This window comes from Streptomyces sp. DS1-CR2 (assembly GCF_055760475.1).
Map to the genome: position 1 here is coordinate 2,564,732 of NZ_CM147085.1, position 14,904 is coordinate 2,579,635.

Sequence of the window (14,904 nt, forward strand, 5' to 3'; positions counted from 1 at the left end):
TCCTACCAAACAAACGTTAGGTGGAAAGGTAGCTGAACGCCATGGGTGTCTCCACCTCCTCACCCGAAAAGGGGATCGCCGTCGTCACGGTGGACTTCCCTCCGGTCAACGCGCTGCCGGTGCGGGGCTGGTACGACCTGGCCGACGCCCTGCGCGCGGCGGGCCGCGACCCGGACGTGCGCTGCGTCGTCCTCGCCTCCGAGGGCCGGGGGTTCAACGCGGGCGTCGACATCAAGGAGATGCAGCGCGACACGGCGTCCGGCGGCCACGGCGCCCTCATCGGCGCCAACCGCGGCTGCTACGAGGCCTTCGCGGCCGTGTACGAGTGCGAGGTGCCGGTCGTCGCCGCGGTGGGCGGCTTCTGCCTGGGCGGCGGCATCGGCCTCGTGGGCAACGCGGACGCGATCGTCGCCTCGGACGACGCCACGTTCGGCCTCCCCGAGCTCGACCGCGGAGCGCTCGGCGCCGCGACCCATCTCGCCAGGCTCGTGCCGCAGCACCTGATGCGCGCCCTTTACTACACCTCGCGCACGGCGACGGCGCAGGAGCTGCACACGCACGGTTCCGTCTGGAAGGTCGTGCCGCGGGCCGAACTCCGGGCCGCCGCACTGGACCTGGCCCGCGAGATCGCCCGCAAGGACGGCTCGCTCATCCGTCTGGCCAAGGCCGCGATCAACGGCATCGACCCCGTCGACGTACGCCGGAGCTACCGCTTCGAGCAGGGCTTCACCTTCGAGGCGAACCTCAGCGGTGTCGCGGACCGCGTCCGCGACACGTTCGGCACAGACGCAGGCACAAGTACAGGTACAGGGACAGGTACAGGGACTGGCCCAAGTACTGCCGCAGGCACGGGCACGGCAACCAAGGGGGAAGCCACGTGACGGACAAGACCATGACGCCCGAGGACGTCGTCGCCCGCCTGAGCAGCGGCATGACCATCGGCATCGGCGGCTGGGGCTCGCGCCGCAAGCCCATGGCCCTCGTACGGGCCCTGCTGCGCAGCGACGTCACGGATCTCACCGTCGTCGCGTACGGCGGCCCGGACGTAGGCCTGCTCGCCGCCGCCGGCAAGATCCGCAAGCTGGTCACCGCCTTCGTGACCCTCGACTCGATCCCGCTCGAACCGCACTTCCGCGAGGCCCGCCAGCGCGGCGCGTTCGAGCTGACGGAGGTAGACGAGGCGATGTTCATGTGGGGCCTGCACGCCGCGGCGAACCGGCTCCCCTTCATCCCGGTGCGGGCCGGCATCGGCTCGGACGTCATGCGCGTCAACCCCGCGCTGAAGACGGTCGGTTCGCCGTACGAGGACGGGGAGACGCTGGTCGCGATGCCGGCGCTGAGGATGGACGCGGCGCTCGTCCACATGAACCGCGCGGACCGGCACGGAAACGGCCAGTACCTCGGCCCCGACCCGTACTTCGACGACCTGTTCTGCGAAGCGGCCGACACGGCGTACGTGTCGTGCGAGGAGCTGGTGGAGGGATTCGGCGACGTCGGGGACGCCGTTCCGCAGACCCTCCTCGTCAAGCGGCACGCGGTCACCGGCGTGGTCGAGACGCCGAACGGCGCGCACTTCACGTCGTGCGCCCCCGACTACGGGCGGGACGAGGCATTCCAGAAGCTGTACGCGACCACGCCCTGGCCCGAGTTCGCCGAGCGCTTCCTGCCGGCGTGCGGCGACGAGAAGAGCTATCAGGAAGCCGTACGGACCTGGCACGCGGAGCGCGAGCAGCCCGCCGGAGTCACCGCCACACCGGCGACAGCACCCACCCCGGTAACAACGGCCACCGCTTCCGCCACCACCCCCACCCGCGCCGAATACTGCGTCATCGCGTGCGCCGACGCCTGGCGCGACAGCGGTGAGATCCTGGCGAGCCCCATGGGCCTGATCCCGTCCGTCGGGGCCCGCCTCGCCAAGCGCACCTTCTCCCCCGATCTCCTCCTCACCGACGGCGAGGCGATGACCGTGAGTCTCGACGGGGAGCCGGAGGGCTGGCTTCCCTACCGTCAGCACCTCACCATGGTCACCGGCGGCAGGCGCCACGTGATGATGGGCGCGAGCCAGATCGACCGGCACGGCAACCAGAACATCTCGTGCATCGGCGACTGGGACCGCCCCGCCCGCCAGCTGCTCGGGGTCCGCGGCGCACCCGTCAACACCCTCAACAATCCGGTGAGTTACTGGGTCCCGAAGCACTCCGCGCGCGTGTTCGTCGAGAAGGTCGACATGATCAGCGGGGTCGGGTACGACAGCGCCGCCGCGGCGGGACCGTCGGCGACGCGCTACCACCGCATCCCACGCGTCGTGTCGAACCTCGGCGTCTTCGACTTCGAGACGCCGGACCGCTCGATGCGCCTCGCGTCCGTGCACCCCGGGGTCACCGTCGACGAGGTGATCGCGGCGACGGGCTTCCCGCTTGTCCTGCCGGACAGGGCCGACGTGCCGTACACGCGCGAGCCCACCCCCCAGGAACTCCGGCTGATCCGCGAAGTCATCGACCCGAAGGGCCTGCGCGACCGCGAGGTCAGGCCCGTATGAGCGACGCGACACTCGAGACGGCGTTGACCGAACTGGTCGGCGTGCGCCACCCGCTGGTGCAGACCGGCATGGGCTGGGTCGCGGGCCCGCGCCTCGTGTCGGCGTCGGCGAACGCCGGGGCGCTCGGCATCCTCGCCTCCGCCACCATGTCCCTCGACCAGCTCAGGTCGGCGGTGCGCGAGGTGAAGTCCCGTACGGGCGAACCCTTCGGGGTCAATCTGCGCGCGGATGCCGGTGACGCGCGGGACCGCGTGCGGGTGATCATCGACGAGGGTGTGCGGGTCGCCTCGTTCGCGCTCGCGCCGTCCCGTGACCTGATCGCCGAGCTGAAGGACGCGGGCGTCGTCGTCATCCCGTCCATCGGTGCCCGGCGGCACGCGGAGAAGGTCGCCGCGTGGGGCGCGGACGCCGTCATCGTGCAGGGCGGCGAGGGCGGCGGGCACACGGGGGACGTCGCGACGACGGTGCTGCTGCCGCAGGTCGTGGACGCCGTGGACATCCCGGTGATCGGCGCGGGCGGGTTCCATGACGGGCGCGGCCTGGTCGCCGCCCTCGCGTACGGCGCGGCCGGCGTCGCCATGGGCACCCGTTTCCTGCTCACCTCCGACTCGACCGTCCCGGACGCGGTGAAGGCGAGATATCTGGCGGCCACGGTCAAGGACGTCACCGTGACGACGGCCGTGGACGGTCTGCCGCACCGCATGCTGCGTACCGATCTCGTCAACTCACTTGAACGGGCGGGGCGTACGCGCGCGCTCGTGCAGGCCGTGCGGCGGGCCGCCGGGTTCAGGAAGCTGTCGGGCCTGAGCTGGCCGCAGATGGTCCGCGACGGGCTGGCGATGAAGCACGGCAAGGAACTTTCGTGGAGCCAGGTCCTGCTCGCCGCGAACACCCCCATGCTCCTCAAGGCGTCCATGGTCGAGGGCCGCACCGACCTCGGAGTCATGGCATCGGGCCAGGTCGCGGGGGTGATCGAGGACCTTCCGAGCTGCGAGGAACTCGTCACTCGCGTCATGTCAGAGGCCCGGCACGTGCTCGGCACCCTGCCTGCCCCAGGGTGATCCCGCTTCCCGCAAGGGAGTTCAGCGATGCCACGCACTGTGTCCAGACGTGCCCTCGCCGGCGCCGCGCTCACCACCCTGACGGCCGCGGCCGTCGGCCAGGCGCGGGCGGACCACGGAAGCCTGGGCCAGTACGTCTCGCAGGGGCTCGGCTTCGATCTGGACACCGTCGCGGCCCTGCGCCACCGGCTGCTCGACTGACGCGAACGCGAAGACTGACGCGAACGCGAAGCGGGGCGGTGGGGCGAGGCTGTTCGCCTCGTCCCACCGCCCCGCTGCTCAGCTGGAGTACCGCTTACGCGGCCGCGCCGCGCCCGGCGTCACGCGGACCGCGCCGCGCCCGGCCACCGCGCCCGCCGGCGCTCTGAGCGGCGCCGCCCTGGACGGGACCGCCCTGGCCACGACCGCCCTGGCCTCGGCCACCGGCGCCCTGGGAGCGACCGCCCTGGACGGCCTGGCCGCGCCCGCCGCCCTGGCCGCCGCCTTCGCCGCGCCCGGCCTGCGCGCGCCCGCCCTGGGCACGCCCTGCCTGGCCGCCGCCCTGGCCGCGTCCGCTGCCGCCACGGCTGCGCCGCGGCTTGCGGGCACCGGAGGCGGCCGGAGCGGTCGGCTCCGGGACCTCGATGACGGCGGGGACGCCGGAGGGCTCCCGCGCGCCGGTGATGCGGACGAGCTCTTCGTCGGTGGACTTGACCTGGGTGGTCTCCGGGCGGATGCCCGCGTCCCGCATGAGGCGCGTGACGTCGCGCTTCTGCTCGGGCAGGACCAGCGTGACGACGCTGCCGGACTCGCCGGCGCGGGCGGTGCGGCCGCCGCGGTGCAGGTAGTCCTTGTGCTCGGTCGGCGGGTCGACGTTCACGACGAGGCCGAGGTCGTCGACGTGTATGCCGCGGGCGGCGACGTTCGTGGCGACGAGGGCCGTGACCCGGCCGTCCTTGAACTGTTCCAGGGTGCGGTTGCGCTGCGGCTGCGAACGTCCGCCGTGCAGCGGCGCCGCGAGGACTCCGCTGGCGAGGAGCCGCTTGGCGAGCCGGTCGGCGGACCGCTTGGTGTCGACGAAGAGGATCACGCGGCCTTCGCGGGCGGCGATGCGCGCGGTGACGGCCTTCTTGTCGGTCTCGTCGAGCACGTGGAGGACGTGGTGCTCCATCGTGGTGACGGCGCCGGCCGACGGGTCCACGGAGTGGACGACCGCGTCGGTCAGGAACTGCCGGACGAGCCGGTCGACGTTCCGGTCGAGCGTCGCCGAGAACAGCATGGTCTGGCCGCCCGGGGCAACCTGCTTCAGGAGCGCCGTGACCTGCGGCATGAAGCCCATGTCGGCCATCTGATCGGCCTCGTCGAGGACGGTGATCCGCACCTCGGACAGGTCGCAGTCGCCGCGCTCGATGAGGTCCTTGAGGCGGCCGGGCGTCGCCACGACGACGTCCGCGCCGCGGCGCAGGGAGGACGCCTGGCGGGAGATCGACATGCCGCCGACGACGGTGGTCAGACGGAGCCTGACGGCGCCCGCGTACGGAGTGAGGGCGTCGGTGACCTGCTGGGCGAGCTCACGGGTCGGCACGAGGACGAGGGCCAGCGGCATACGCGGCTCGGCCTTGAGGCCGGCGGTGCGGGCGAGCATCGGCAGGCCGAACGCGAGGGTCTTGCCGGAGCCGGTGCGGCCGCGGCCGAGGAGGTCGCGTCCCGCGAGGGAGTTGGGGAGGGTGGCGCCCTGAATGGGGAACGGCTCGGTGACGCCCTGCTCGGTGAGCGTCTTCAGAAGGCCGGCCGGCATGTCGAGCTCGGCGAACGTCGCGGCCGCGGGCAGCGCGGGCGTCGTGTTCTCCGGCATCGTGAATTCCTGCGGCGGCGTGGGCCTGCGCTCGGGAACGCGGCCCTTTCCGCCGGACCTTCCGCCCCGGGAATTCCTTCCGGCGTTTCCGGCGCCCGCGTTTCCTGAAGCGGATGCGGACCGGTTGCGGGTCGGGCGGGGCGGACGTGCGGGGTTAGCCATGCGGGCATGCCTTCCTGGGCCTGAGCGGCCGGGAGCCGGTGGCCATCGACGCGTCTGCGGGCCGCCGGCCTGGTGTGGCCATCGACGCATCTGCGAGCCGCAGGCCTGGGGACAGCACGGGCCGGGGCCCGCACCTTCGCGGTGCGGACCCCGGCCGTGGGGTGCGTGATCCTGGGATCAAGCGGTGTTTCAGGCGGGGAGGATGTTCTCCGCCTGGGGGCCCTTCTGGCCCTGCGTGACGTCGAACGTCACCTTCTGGCCCTCCTGGAGCTCACGGAAGCCCTGGGTGGCGATGTTCGAGTAGTGGGCGAAGACGTCGGCGCCGCCGCCGTCCTGCTCAATGAAGCCGAAGCCCTTTTCCGAGTTGAACCACTTCACGGTTCCGGTGGCCATAACAATCTCCTTTACTGGGGCGGTACGGAAATCCGAGTCCTTCGAATCTCCAGTCGCACCATTGAGCCCCATCCGGAGTTGGCCCGGAGGACCGGCCGGAAAACAATAATGCGCCTGAGGAACATTCCCGTCAGGCGCACATAAAGTCTATGGGTACCAAAACTGCAACGTCGTCGACCTTAGCACGACCGTCACGGGACTAGAGACGCTCGATGATCGTGACGTTCGCCTGGCCCCCTCCCTCACACATCGTCTGCAGTCCGTAGCGCCCGCCCGTGCGCTCCAGTTCGTGCAGCAGGGTCGTCATCAGTTTCGCGCCGGTCGCGCCGAGGGGGTGGCCCAGCGCGATCGCTCCCCCGTTCACGTTCACCTTCTCGGGGTCCGTGCCCGTCTCCTTGAGCCAGGCGAGGACCACAGGGGCGAACGCCTCGTTGATCTCGACGAGGTCGATGTCGTCCATGGACATGCCGGTCTTCTTCAGCGCGTACGCCGTCGCGGGGATCGGCGCGGAGAGCATGCGGATGGGGTCCTCGCCGCGTACGGAGAGGTGGTGGACGCGGGCGCGCGGGGTCAGGCCGTGCTCGCGTACGGCGCGCTCCGAGGCGAGGAGCAGCGCGGCGGCGCCGTCGGAGACCTGCGAGGAGCAGGCCGCGGTGATCGTGCCGCCCTCGACGACGGGCTTGAGGCCCGCCATCTTCTCCAGGGTGGTGTCGCGGCGGGGGCCCTCGTCGACGGTGACGTCTCCGTAGGCGGCGGTCTCGCGGGCGAAGCGGCCCTCGTCGATGGCGCGGATCGCGCGTTCGTGGGAGCGCAGGGCCCACTCCTCCTGGTCACGGCGGGTGATGCCCCACTTGCCGGCGATGAGCTCGGCGCCGTGGAACTGGTTCACCGGCTGGTCGCCGTAGCGGGCTCGCCAGCCCTCGCTGCCCGCGAACGGGCCGTCGGTGAGGCCGAGGGGCCCGCCGGCCTGGCGGGAGGCGAAGGCGATGGGGATCTGCGTCATGTTCTGGGTGCCGCCGGCGACGACGAGGTCCTGGGTGCCGGACAGGACGCCCTGCGCCGCGAAGTGCACGGCCTGCTGTGACGAACCGCACTGGCGGTCGATGGTCACGCCGGGGACCTCCTCGGGGAGGCCGGCGGCGAGCCAGGCCGTCCGCGCGATGTCACCGGCCTGCGGGCCCACCGTGTCGAGGCAGCCGAAGACGACGTCCTCGACGGCGGCGGGGTCGATCCCGCAGCGGGCGACGAGCTCCTTGAGGACGTGCGCGCCGAGGTCGGCGGGGTGGGCGGCCGCGAGGCCTCCCTTGCGCCGTCCTACGGGGGTGCGGACCGCTTCGACTATGTAGGCCTCGGCCATGACGGGTTTCCCTTCAGGGTTGGGTGGCGCGTACGGCGATGCCGTCCAGGACCATCGAGAGGTACTGGCGGGCGATCTCCTCGGGGCTGTGCTGTCCGCCGGGGCGGTACCAGGACGCGGCGACCCAGACGGTGTCGCGGACGAACCGGTAGGTGAGCCGGATGTCGAGGTCGCCGCGGAACACCTCGGCGGCGACGCCGCGCTCCAGGGTGGAGAGCCACGCCTTCTCGAACTTGCGCTGGGAGGCGGCCAGGAACTCGAAGCGCTCCTGGACCGCGAGGTGCTTGGACTCTTTCTGGTAGATCGCGACGGCGGCGCGGTGCCGGTCGATCTCGCGGAAGGACTCGGTGACGAGGGCCTCCAGGGTTTCCCTGGGGCCGAGCCGGGAGTCGAGGACGGAGTCGTATCCGTGCCACAGCTCGTCGAGGAAGGTCCGCAGGATCTCTTCGAGCATCGACTCCTTGGAGTCGAAGTGGTAGTAGAGGCTGCCCGCGAGCATGCCCGCGTGGTCGGCGATCTTGCGGACGGTGGTGGCGTTGTACCCCTGGGCGGCGAAGACCTCGGCCGCGGTGTCGAGGAGTTCGCGGCGGCGCTCGGGCGAGGCGGTCACCTGGGGCTTCTTCTTGGTAGGCACGGGTCCATTGTCGTCCTCACCGGCACGCGCGCGGCGCTACGCATGCTGGCTGCTGACGGAGACGGTCTCGCCCGTCATGTACGAGGAGTAGCCGGACGCCAGGAACACGATCACGTTGGCGACTTCCCAGGGCTCCGCGTACCGGCCGAAGGCCTCCTTCTCGGTGAGTTCGGCGAGGAGTTCGGCGGAGGTGACCTTCACGAGGTGGGGGTGCATGGCGAGGCTGGGCGAGACCGCGTTGACCCGGACTCCGTACTCGGCGGCCTCGACGGCGGCGCACCGGGTGAGGGCCATGACGCCGGCCTTGGCGGCGGCGTAGTGGGCCTGTCCGGCCTGGGCGCGCCAGCCGACGACGGACGCGTTGTTCACGACGACGCCGTGGCGGCCTGAGTCGCGGAAGGCGCGCAGGGCGGCTCTCGTGCACCGGAACGTGCCGTTCAGGGTGACGTCGAGGACGCGGGACCACTGGTCGTCCGTCATGTCGACGAGGTTCGAAGTGCCACCGAGACCGGCGTTGTTGACCACGATGTCCAGGCCGCCGTGCGTTTCGGCGGCCAGCGCGAACAGGGCGCCGACCTGTTCCTCGTCGGTGACGTCGCAGGGCAGTGAGACGACGCTCGCCGCGCCGAACTCGTCGGCGAGCGCCCGTTCGCTCTCCTTGAGCCTGCGGGCATGCGCGTCACTGATGAGGACACGGGCGCCCTCTTCGAGGAACTTGCGTGCCGTCGCGCCGCCGATCCCGGCTCCGGCGGCCGCCGTGATGACGGCCGTGCGCCCCTTCAGCAGGCCGTGGCCCGGCACGTACTCGGGCTTCGCGCTCATACCCGCGCCTCCTTGGGCAGGCCGAGCAGGCGCTCGGCGACGATGTTCTTCTGGATCTCGTCGGATCCGGCGTAGATGGTGTCGGCGCGGGAGAAGACGAACAGCCGGCCCGGCCCGCCGCGGCCCCTCAACTCGGCGAACTCCCCCACGAGATGGTCCGCGAGCCGGGCCCGGATCTCGGCGCGAAACTCCTCGACGCTGCTCATGGACGTACGTTAACCTACCAAACACTTGTTAGGGAAGGATGTTTCCGATGCCCGCAGCCCACGACAGTCCTGAACCCGCCCCGCACGAGGGTCCCGAGCCCGTCCCGTCCGAGGGTCCTGAGCCGGTTCTGTACGAGCGCCGCGGACCGGTCGCGTACGTGACGATGAACCGTCCGCGGTACCGCAACGCGCAGAACTCGGCGATGACCTACGCCCTGGACGCCGCTTTCTACCGCGCGGCCGACGACCCCGACGTCAAGGTCGTGGTCCTCGCCGGCGCGGGTGACCACTTCTCCGCGGGGCACGACATCGGCACCCCGGAGCGGGACGCGCATCTGCCCTTCGAGCGGCGGGCCGGGCTCTGGTGGGACCACTCCGACAAGCAGGGCGCCGAATCGCGGTTCGCCCGCGAGTCGGAGGTGTACCTCGGCATGTGCCGGCGCTGGCGCGAGCTGCCGAAGCCGGTGATCGCCTCGGTCCACGGGGCGTGTGTGGCGGGCGGGCTCATGCTCGCCTGGGTCTGCGACCTGATCGTGGCCTCCGACGACGCGTTCTTCGCCGACCCCGTCGTGCGCATGGGGATCCCCGGCGTCGAGTACTTCGCGCACCCGTGGGTGATGCCGCCTCGCGTCGCCAAGGAGTTCCTGTTCACCGGCGACCGGATGACCGCCCGGCGGGCGTACGAGGTGGGGATGGTCAACCGCGTCGTCCCGCGCAGCGAACTCGCCGGGGCGGCCGATGAGTTGGCACTGCGCGTCGCCGAGATGCCGCGGCTCGGGCTCGCCCTCACCAAGCGGGCGGTGAACCAGGCCGAGGACCTTCAGGGCCTGCACGCCGGCATGGACTCCGTGTTCGGCCTGCACCACCTCGCCCACGCGCACAACGCGGAGACCGCGAAGGACTCCCTCGGCGGCATGGACGTACGCGCGATGAAGGAGGCGAACGCCTGATGGACCTCGACTTCACGCCCGCCGAGGACGCGTTCCGCGCCGAGGCCCGTGAGTGGCTCGCCGGGCATGTTCCCGGCGAGCCGCTGCCTTCACTTGAGACCGAGGAAGGGTTCGCCGCGCATCGCGCGTGGGAGGCGCGGCTTCACGCCGGCCGCTGGTCGGTGGTGTCCTGGCCCGAGGAGTACGGGGGGCGGGGCGCCGACATCTTTTCGTGGCTGCTCTTCGAGGAGGAGTACTACGCCGGGGGCGCCCCTGGGCGTGTCTCGCAGAACGGCATCAACCTGCTTGCGCCGACCCTCTTCGACCACGGCACACCTGAGCAGCGGGCCCGGGTGCTGCCCTCCATGGCAAGCGGCGAGACGATCTGGGCGCAGGCCTGGTCCGAGCCGGAGGCCGGGTCCGACCTGGCGTCCCTCAGGTCCAGGGCCGTGCGCACGGAGGGGGGCTGGCTGCTGTCCGGGCAGAAGACCTGGTCATCGCGGGCCGCCTTCGCCGACCGGGCCTTCGGGATCTTCCGTACGGATCCTGACGCGCCCAAGCCCCATCAGGGGCTGACCTATCTGATGTTCGACCTGCGGGCGCCCGGGGTGACCGTGCGGCCTATCGGGCGGCTCGACGGGAAGCCGGCGTTCGCCGAGCTGTTCCTCGACCGGGTCTTCGTGCCTGACGAGGACGTCATCGGTGAGCCGGGCAACGGGTGGCGTATCGCTATGTCGACTACGGGGAACGAGCGGGGGCTCACGCTCCGGTCGCCCGGGCGCTTCCTTGCCGCCGCCGATCGGCTCGTACGGCTGTGGGTGGAGCGGGGGGAGGATGCCGGGATGCGCGATCGCGTTGCCGATGCCTTGATCGGGGCGCGGGCGTATCAGTTGTTCACGTACGCCAATGCGTCGCGGTTCGCTGCCGGTCAGACGATCGGGGCCGAGTCCAGTCTGAACAAGGTGTTCTGGTCGGAGTACGACATCGCTCTGCATGAGACCGCGCTCGATCTGCTCGGCTCCGATGGCGAGTTGGCCGATGACCGCGGTGGGTGGGGTGAGGGGTATGTCTTCTCGCTCGCCGGGCCCATTTATGCGGGCACCAATGAGATCCAGCGCGACATCATCGCCGAGCGGCTGCTCGGCCTGCCGAAGGGACGGCGCTGATGAGGTTCCTCCTCGATACGGAGCAGGCCGAGTTCGGGCGCACGCTCGATCGGTTGCTGGGCGCGGCGGATACGCCCACGGTGATCCGGGCCTGGTCGTCCGGCGATCACGGCCCCGGACGGGCTTTGTGGTCGCGGCTGGGTGGGACGGGGGTCTTTGCGCTCGGCGTTCCGGAGGTCTATGACGGGGCCGGATTCCTGCCCGTCGAACTGGCCGTCTCCTATGTGGAGTTGGGGCGGCATGGAGTGCCCGGGCCTGTGGTGGAGACCGCTGCCGTTGCTCGGCTGCTGGGCTGCCTGCCCGATGCCGGCAAGGAGTGGCTTCCCGGGATTGCCTCCGGGGATGTGGTGGTGTCCCTGGGCGTGGACTCGTCGTACGTCCTCGATGCCGATTCCGCCGATGCCGTCTTCGTCGTCTGCGGTGACGAGCTGCGGCTCGTCTCCGGCGACCACGGGCCTCTGTTGCCGTCCGCCGATCCTGCGCGCCGGCTCTACGCGCCGGCTGCGGAGGGTGGGACGCTGCTCGCGCGGGGGCCGGAGGTGCGGGACGCTGCCGCGCGGGCTGTGGATCTTGCCGCGTTTCTCACTGCCGCGCAGTCGCTCGGTGTGGGGCTCTGCCTGCTGCACCGGACCGTCGAATACGTCACGCAACGCACCCAGTTCGGCGCACCCATCGGATCCTTCCAGGCCGTGAAGCACCGGCTCGCGGACGCGCTCACGGGGCTGGAGTTCGCGCGGCCGCTGGTGTTCGGGGCGGCGCTCTCGATGGCGCCCGGGGACATCGCCGCGGCGAAGGTTGCGGCGGGTGAGGCTTCTTACGCGGCGGCGCGGGCTGCGCTCCAGCTGCATGGGGCCATCGGGTACACGCAGGAGCTGGACCTGTCGCTGTGGCTGCGCAAGGCCCGACCGCTGCGGGACGCGTGGGGGGCGCCTGCGGCTTGCCGGGCCCGGGTGCTGGCGCAGGGGGTTGGCGGCTGACCGCGCTCTGAGGGCCGGTTCGGTTCTGGTTCGGTGCGCCTCGCGGCCTCGGTCGTGGAGGGCACTCGCCGTTCAGCGTGCGGCGCCGTGCCTGCTGCGTCCCGCCGTTCGTGGGTGCGGGGACGCGCCAGTTTGTACGTGCTCGTTGTTCTGTGGGTTCTGAGCATCGGAACGTGGGCCCGACCGCTCCCGCACGTGGCTCCGCGCGCACATCCCGCCACGCCCCCTCCCGTCGGGGGGCGGCTGCGGGCCGGTGGGGCTTCCTCTCGCGTGCGCCCGTCTCTTACGCGGATGATCAGGGCGTTGGCTCAGCGAATGTGACTACGGCCGTGCGGCCCATGGCGTGCAGTGGGGCGGCGGCGGTGGCCGCGTTCATCAGCGCGGCGTCGTAGCGGCCCAGCGCGCGCCCTGCGACCACCGCGCCCTCGTCGTCCAGTGCTACGACCAGGGCCTTGCCGGTGATCGTCAGGCGGCCGCGGACCACTGCTACCGACGGGGGCGTGCCCGCTCCTCTGCGCCACATGACGTTGAAGTTCACCACCGGGCCGTCGATGAGGCGGCAGTCGGTGGGTACGTCGCCCCGGAAGTCTTGCGGTGCGTAGCGCTCGTCCACGGTTCTGCGGTCGCCGCCGAGCGTCAGTTCCATGCCGGCGCCCTCGACCATCGTCAGGGTTCGGTCGACGTCGGGGAACGCGGAGAACGGGCCGTCGCCCGCTACGTCCGCGAGGCTCACCCGCCACACGAACTCGTCCGTCCCCGCGTCCGGCGGCGACGCCGCGATGTTGCGGGTGACCCCGCCGCCGTTCTTCCAGGCCGCGGCGGTTCGCTCCGCTGCGGGCAGCAGTCGTACGCCGTTGTCAGTGGTCCCGGGCATGGGGCGGCTCCGATGGTGCTGGGGTGTGGCGGGAGTGCAGAGGTTACGTCACTGGGGTGAGGTCCAGGCCGGCGGCGAGGCGTTGTCTGTGTTCAGGTGGGGGGCCGAGGAGCAGGGCGGGCGGGCCTACCTCGCCGAGCTGCTGCGCCCGGCCGTCGTGGACCGCTTCGGGATGCTGGGCGCGGGGCTCGTCGGCCCTGACGGCGGGCATTACGTGTACCAGGACGGGTTCCCGGCCGGCTTCCACGCGGAGGGGGTGGTGGCGGGCGAGTGGTACCGGATGATCACCGGCGCGTTCCTCCATATGCCGGCCACCGAGGGCGTCTTCGGGATCCTGCACATCCTGTTCACCATGTACTCGCTGTGGAACCTCGGCCGTGTCGTCGAGACACAGCTGGGCCGCGTCCGCTATCTCGCCGTCCATGTCCTGTCCGCGTTCGGCAGCTCCGTGCTCGTCTACCTGATCGCCCCGGGCACCCTCACGGTCGGCGCGTCGGGCGCGATCTTCGGGCTCGGCGCCGCGTACTACGTGATGGCGCGGCGTCTGGGCCCGGACATGAGCGGCGTCAACCGGTTCATGGCGTACTTCCTGCTGTGGATGCTGATCTCGGCCGGATTCGCCTCCTGGCAGGGCCACTTGGGCGGCCTGCTCACGGGCGGCGCGGCCACCCTCGCCCTCGCGTGCGCGCCCCGCGCCCGCCGCACCCTGGTACAGGGCTCGGCGTGCGCGGCCCTGCTCGTGCTCCTTGTGGCGCTGACGCTCCTCAAGCAGCCGTAGAGGGACGGGCCGTTACTTCGCCCGCTCCTGCTCCTGCTCCTGCTCCTGCTCCCTGCGTCCGCCACGTAATCTGAGCCGCATGAAACGCGCAGGCTGCCTACTCCTGGCCGTGGCTCCGGTCGCCACGGTCGCGGTGTTCCTCTTCACGCCGGGGCACGACGACGGCAAGGGCGGCTCGCACGGCTCGTCCACGTCGCGTCAGTCCGCCGAGGACGCCGCGGCAGCCAAGGCCGCCGCGGAGAAGCAGGCCGACGACGACGCCATCGCCGACCTGCCGCCCGGCCTCGCCGCGCCCGCGAAGAAGGACCTTGCCCAGCAGATCGTGGCCAGCGCGGAGAACTCGACGCTCGACTGGCGCGGCCAGTACGGCTACATCGAGGACATCGAGGACGGGCAGGGCTACACGGCCGGGATCATCGGCTTCTGCACCGGCACGCACGACCTGCTCACCCTCGTCGAGCGGTACACGAAGGCCCGCCCGGACAACGGCCTCGCCCGCTATCTGCCCGCCCTGCGCAAGGTCGACGGCACGGACTCCCACGAGGGCCTCGACCCCGGCTTCACCGCCGCGTGGAAGAAGGAGGCGTCCGACCCAGCCTTCCGCGCCGCCCAGAACTCCGAGCGCGACCGCGTCTACTTCGACCCGGCCGTCCGCCTCGCCAAGCTCGACGGCCTGGGCACGCTCGGCCAGTTCGTCTACTACGACGCGATGGTCCTGCACGGCCCCGGCACGGCCCCGAGCGGCTTCTACGGCCTGCGCGAGAAGGCCATGCGGGAGGCGGACACCCCGGCGCAGGGCGGCAAGGAGAAGGCGTACCTCGACATCTTCCTCGACGTGCGCCGCACGGCGATGAAGGCGAAGAAGCCGCACCGCGACACCACCCGCATCGACACGGCGCAGCGCCAGTTCCTCTACGACGGCAACCTGACCCTGAAGACGCCACTGACGTGGAAGGTGTACGGGGAAACGTTCCGGGTGCCGTAACCGCCGGCAGCGGCGACGGGAATACCCATCTGCTGCCGACCCTCTGGGAGCCCGGCCATGCCGCGCACCATCCCCGCCCCGCCCCGTCGACGTCGAAGCGGCCTTCCCCGAGCTGGTCGCGCTGCGCCGGGCCGCCACCCGGCTCCATCTGCGACCCGGCAGCCCGACGGCGCAGGACAGTTCGGTC

General features: G+C 71.3%; 15 protein-coding genes and 2 pseudogenes. 10 read left to right on the forward strand and 7 right to left on the reverse strand.

The genetic code is table 11. From position 1 onward, the window contains the following. The first annotated feature begins 41 nt into the window (after positions 1-41). From ACY0PA_RS12655 to ACY0PA_RS12675, 5 genes and pseudogenes are all read left to right on the forward strand, one after another. Positions 42-881: an enoyl-CoA hydratase family protein gene (locus ACY0PA_RS12655; RefSeq protein ID WP_473084715.1), complete on the forward strand. Its 840-nt coding sequence runs from the start codon at positions 42-44 to the stop codon at positions 879-881. Next, positions 878-1,729: pseudogene (locus tag ACY0PA_RS12660) on the forward strand (CoA transferase subunit A); the annotation flags it as partial. The gene ACY0PA_RS12655 and the pseudogene ACY0PA_RS12660, both read left to right, overlap by 4 nt. A 99-nt stretch (positions 1,730-1,828) precedes the next feature. Continuing rightward, positions 1,829-2,539 (forward strand): CoA-transferase subunit beta, encoded by a 711-nt coding sequence (locus ACY0PA_RS12665; RefSeq protein WP_473086304.1) that lies wholly within the window; start codon positions 1,829-1,831, stop codon positions 2,537-2,539. Beyond that, positions 2,536-3,600, forward strand: coding sequence for an NAD(P)H-dependent flavin oxidoreductase (locus ACY0PA_RS12670; protein ID WP_473084716.1), 1,065 nt, complete (start codon positions 2,536-2,538; stop codon positions 3,598-3,600). The genes ACY0PA_RS12665 and ACY0PA_RS12670 overlap by 4 nt, the downstream gene beginning before the upstream one ends. A gap of 27 nt (positions 3,601-3,627) precedes the next feature. Next, the gene (locus tag ACY0PA_RS12675; protein ID WP_473084717.1) at positions 3,628-3,801 is read left to right on the forward strand and encodes a tyrosine-protein phosphatase; all 174 of its coding nucleotides are present in this window, start codon (positions 3,628-3,630) and stop codon (positions 3,799-3,801) included. A gap of 94 nt (positions 3,802-3,895) precedes the next feature. On the opposite strand, the gene ACY0PA_RS12680 is transcribed toward ACY0PA_RS12675, so the two are convergent. The 6 genes from ACY0PA_RS12680 to ACY0PA_RS12705 form a co-directional block, all read right to left on the reverse strand. Next, complete coding sequence (locus tag ACY0PA_RS12680; protein WP_473084718.1) at positions 3,896-5,596, reverse strand: DEAD/DEAH box helicase; 1,701 nt, start codon at positions 5,594-5,596, stop codon at positions 3,896-3,898. Between the two features lie 189 nt (positions 5,597-5,785). Further along, a complete protein-coding gene (locus ACY0PA_RS12685) occupies positions 5,786-5,989 on the reverse strand; it encodes a cold-shock protein (protein ID WP_042152846.1) in 204 nt (67 codons plus the stop codon). A 199-nt stretch (positions 5,990-6,188) separates the two neighbouring features. Next, positions 6,189-7,346 (reverse strand): acetyl-CoA C-acetyltransferase, encoded by a 1,158-nt coding sequence (locus ACY0PA_RS12690; RefSeq protein WP_473084719.1) that lies wholly within the window; start codon positions 7,344-7,346, stop codon positions 6,189-6,191. Positions 7,347-7,359: 13 nt separating this feature from the next. Beyond that, positions 7,360-7,980: a TetR/AcrR family transcriptional regulator gene (locus ACY0PA_RS12695; protein ID WP_473084720.1), complete on the reverse strand. Its 621-nt coding sequence runs from the start codon at positions 7,978-7,980 to the stop codon at positions 7,360-7,362. A 36-nt stretch (positions 7,981-8,016) separates the two neighbouring features. Further along, the gene (locus tag ACY0PA_RS12700; RefSeq protein ID WP_473084721.1) at positions 8,017-8,802 is read right to left on the reverse strand and encodes an SDR family oxidoreductase; all 786 of its coding nucleotides are present in this window, start codon (positions 8,800-8,802) and stop codon (positions 8,017-8,019) included. Then, on the reverse strand, positions 8,799-9,008 hold the full coding sequence (locus tag ACY0PA_RS12705) for an acyl-CoA dehydrogenase family protein (RefSeq protein WP_473084722.1): 210 nt from the start codon (positions 9,006-9,008) through the stop codon (positions 8,799-8,801). Before ACY0PA_RS12705 ends, ACY0PA_RS12700 begins: the two co-directional genes overlap by 4 nt. A gap of 47 nt (positions 9,009-9,055) precedes the next feature. On the opposite strand from ACY0PA_RS12705, the gene ACY0PA_RS12710 reads away from it, so the two are divergent. From ACY0PA_RS12710 to ACY0PA_RS12720, 3 genes are read left to right on the forward strand one after another with little or no spacing between them, the layout of a single operon-like run. Then, a complete protein-coding gene (locus tag ACY0PA_RS12710; RefSeq protein WP_473084723.1) occupies positions 9,056-9,958 on the forward strand; it encodes an enoyl-CoA hydratase in 903 nt (300 codons plus the stop codon). Next, complete coding sequence (locus ACY0PA_RS12715; protein WP_473084724.1) at positions 9,958-11,103, forward strand: acyl-CoA dehydrogenase family protein; 1,146 nt, start codon at positions 9,958-9,960, stop codon at positions 11,101-11,103. Before ACY0PA_RS12710 ends, ACY0PA_RS12715 begins: the two co-directional genes overlap by 1 nt. Beyond that, complete coding sequence (locus ACY0PA_RS12720) at positions 11,103-12,080, forward strand: acyl-CoA dehydrogenase family protein (RefSeq protein WP_473084725.1); 978 nt, start codon at positions 11,103-11,105, stop codon at positions 12,078-12,080. Before ACY0PA_RS12715 ends, ACY0PA_RS12720 begins: the two co-directional genes overlap by 1 nt. A gap of 295 nt (positions 12,081-12,375) precedes the next feature. Here the strand turns inward: ACY0PA_RS12720 and ACY0PA_RS12725 are convergent, their stop codons facing one another. Beyond that, a complete protein-coding gene (locus ACY0PA_RS12725) occupies positions 12,376-12,954 on the reverse strand; it encodes a HutD/Ves family protein (protein ID WP_473084726.1) in 579 nt (192 codons plus the stop codon). Between the two features lie 124 nt (positions 12,955-13,078). Here ACY0PA_RS12725 and ACY0PA_RS12730 point away from each other — a divergent pair. Continuing rightward, positions 13,079-13,732, forward strand: a pseudogene (locus ACY0PA_RS12730) (rhomboid family intramembrane serine protease); the annotation flags it as partial. 79 nt (positions 13,733-13,811) lie between these two features. Further along, complete coding sequence (locus ACY0PA_RS12735; protein WP_473084727.1) at positions 13,812-14,717, forward strand: chitosanase; 906 nt, start codon at positions 13,812-13,814, stop codon at positions 14,715-14,717. The last annotated feature ends 187 nt before the right edge of the window (positions 14,718-14,904 follow it).

Coding starts and splice junctions, on each gene's coding strand:
- ACY0PA_RS12655 (WP_473084715.1), top strand. CDS start 42: ATGGGTGTCTCCACCTCCTCACCCGAAAAGGGGATCGCCGTCGTCACG.
- ACY0PA_RS12670 (WP_473084716.1), top strand. CDS start 2,536: ATGAGCGACGCGACACTCGAGACGGCGTTGACCGAACTGGTCGGCGTG.
- ACY0PA_RS12675 (WP_473084717.1), top strand. CDS start 3,628: ATGCCACGCACTGTGTCCAGACGTGCCCTCGCCGGCGCCGCGCTCACC.
- ACY0PA_RS12680 (WP_473084718.1), bottom strand. CDS start 5,596: ATGGCTAACCCCGCACGTCCGCCCCGCCCGACCCGCAACCGGTCCGCA.
- ACY0PA_RS12685 (WP_042152846.1), bottom strand. CDS start 5,989: ATGGCCACCGGAACCGTGAAGTGGTTCAACTCGGAAAAGGGCTTCGGC.
- ACY0PA_RS12690 (WP_473084719.1), bottom strand. CDS start 7,346: ATGGCCGAGGCCTACATAGTCGAAGCGGTCCGCACCCCCGTAGGACGG.
- ACY0PA_RS12700 (WP_473084721.1), bottom strand. CDS start 8,802: ATGAGCGCGAAGCCCGAGTACGTGCCGGGCCACGGCCTGCTGAAGGGG.
- ACY0PA_RS12705 (WP_473084722.1), bottom strand. CDS start 9,008: ATGAGCAGCGTCGAGGAGTTTCGCGCCGAGATCCGGGCCCGGCTCGCG.
- ACY0PA_RS12710 (WP_473084723.1), top strand. CDS start 9,056: ATGCCCGCAGCCCACGACAGTCCTGAACCCGCCCCGCACGAGGGTCCC.
- ACY0PA_RS12715 (WP_473084724.1), top strand. CDS start 9,958: ATGGACCTCGACTTCACGCCCGCCGAGGACGCGTTCCGCGCCGAGGCC.
- ACY0PA_RS12720 (WP_473084725.1), top strand. CDS start 11,103: ATGAGGTTCCTCCTCGATACGGAGCAGGCCGAGTTCGGGCGCACGCTC.
- ACY0PA_RS12725 (WP_473084726.1), bottom strand. CDS start 12,954: ATGCCCGGGACCACTGACAACGGCGTACGACTGCTGCCCGCAGCGGAG.
- ACY0PA_RS12735 (WP_473084727.1), top strand. CDS start 13,812: ATGAAACGCGCAGGCTGCCTACTCCTGGCCGTGGCTCCGGTCGCCACG.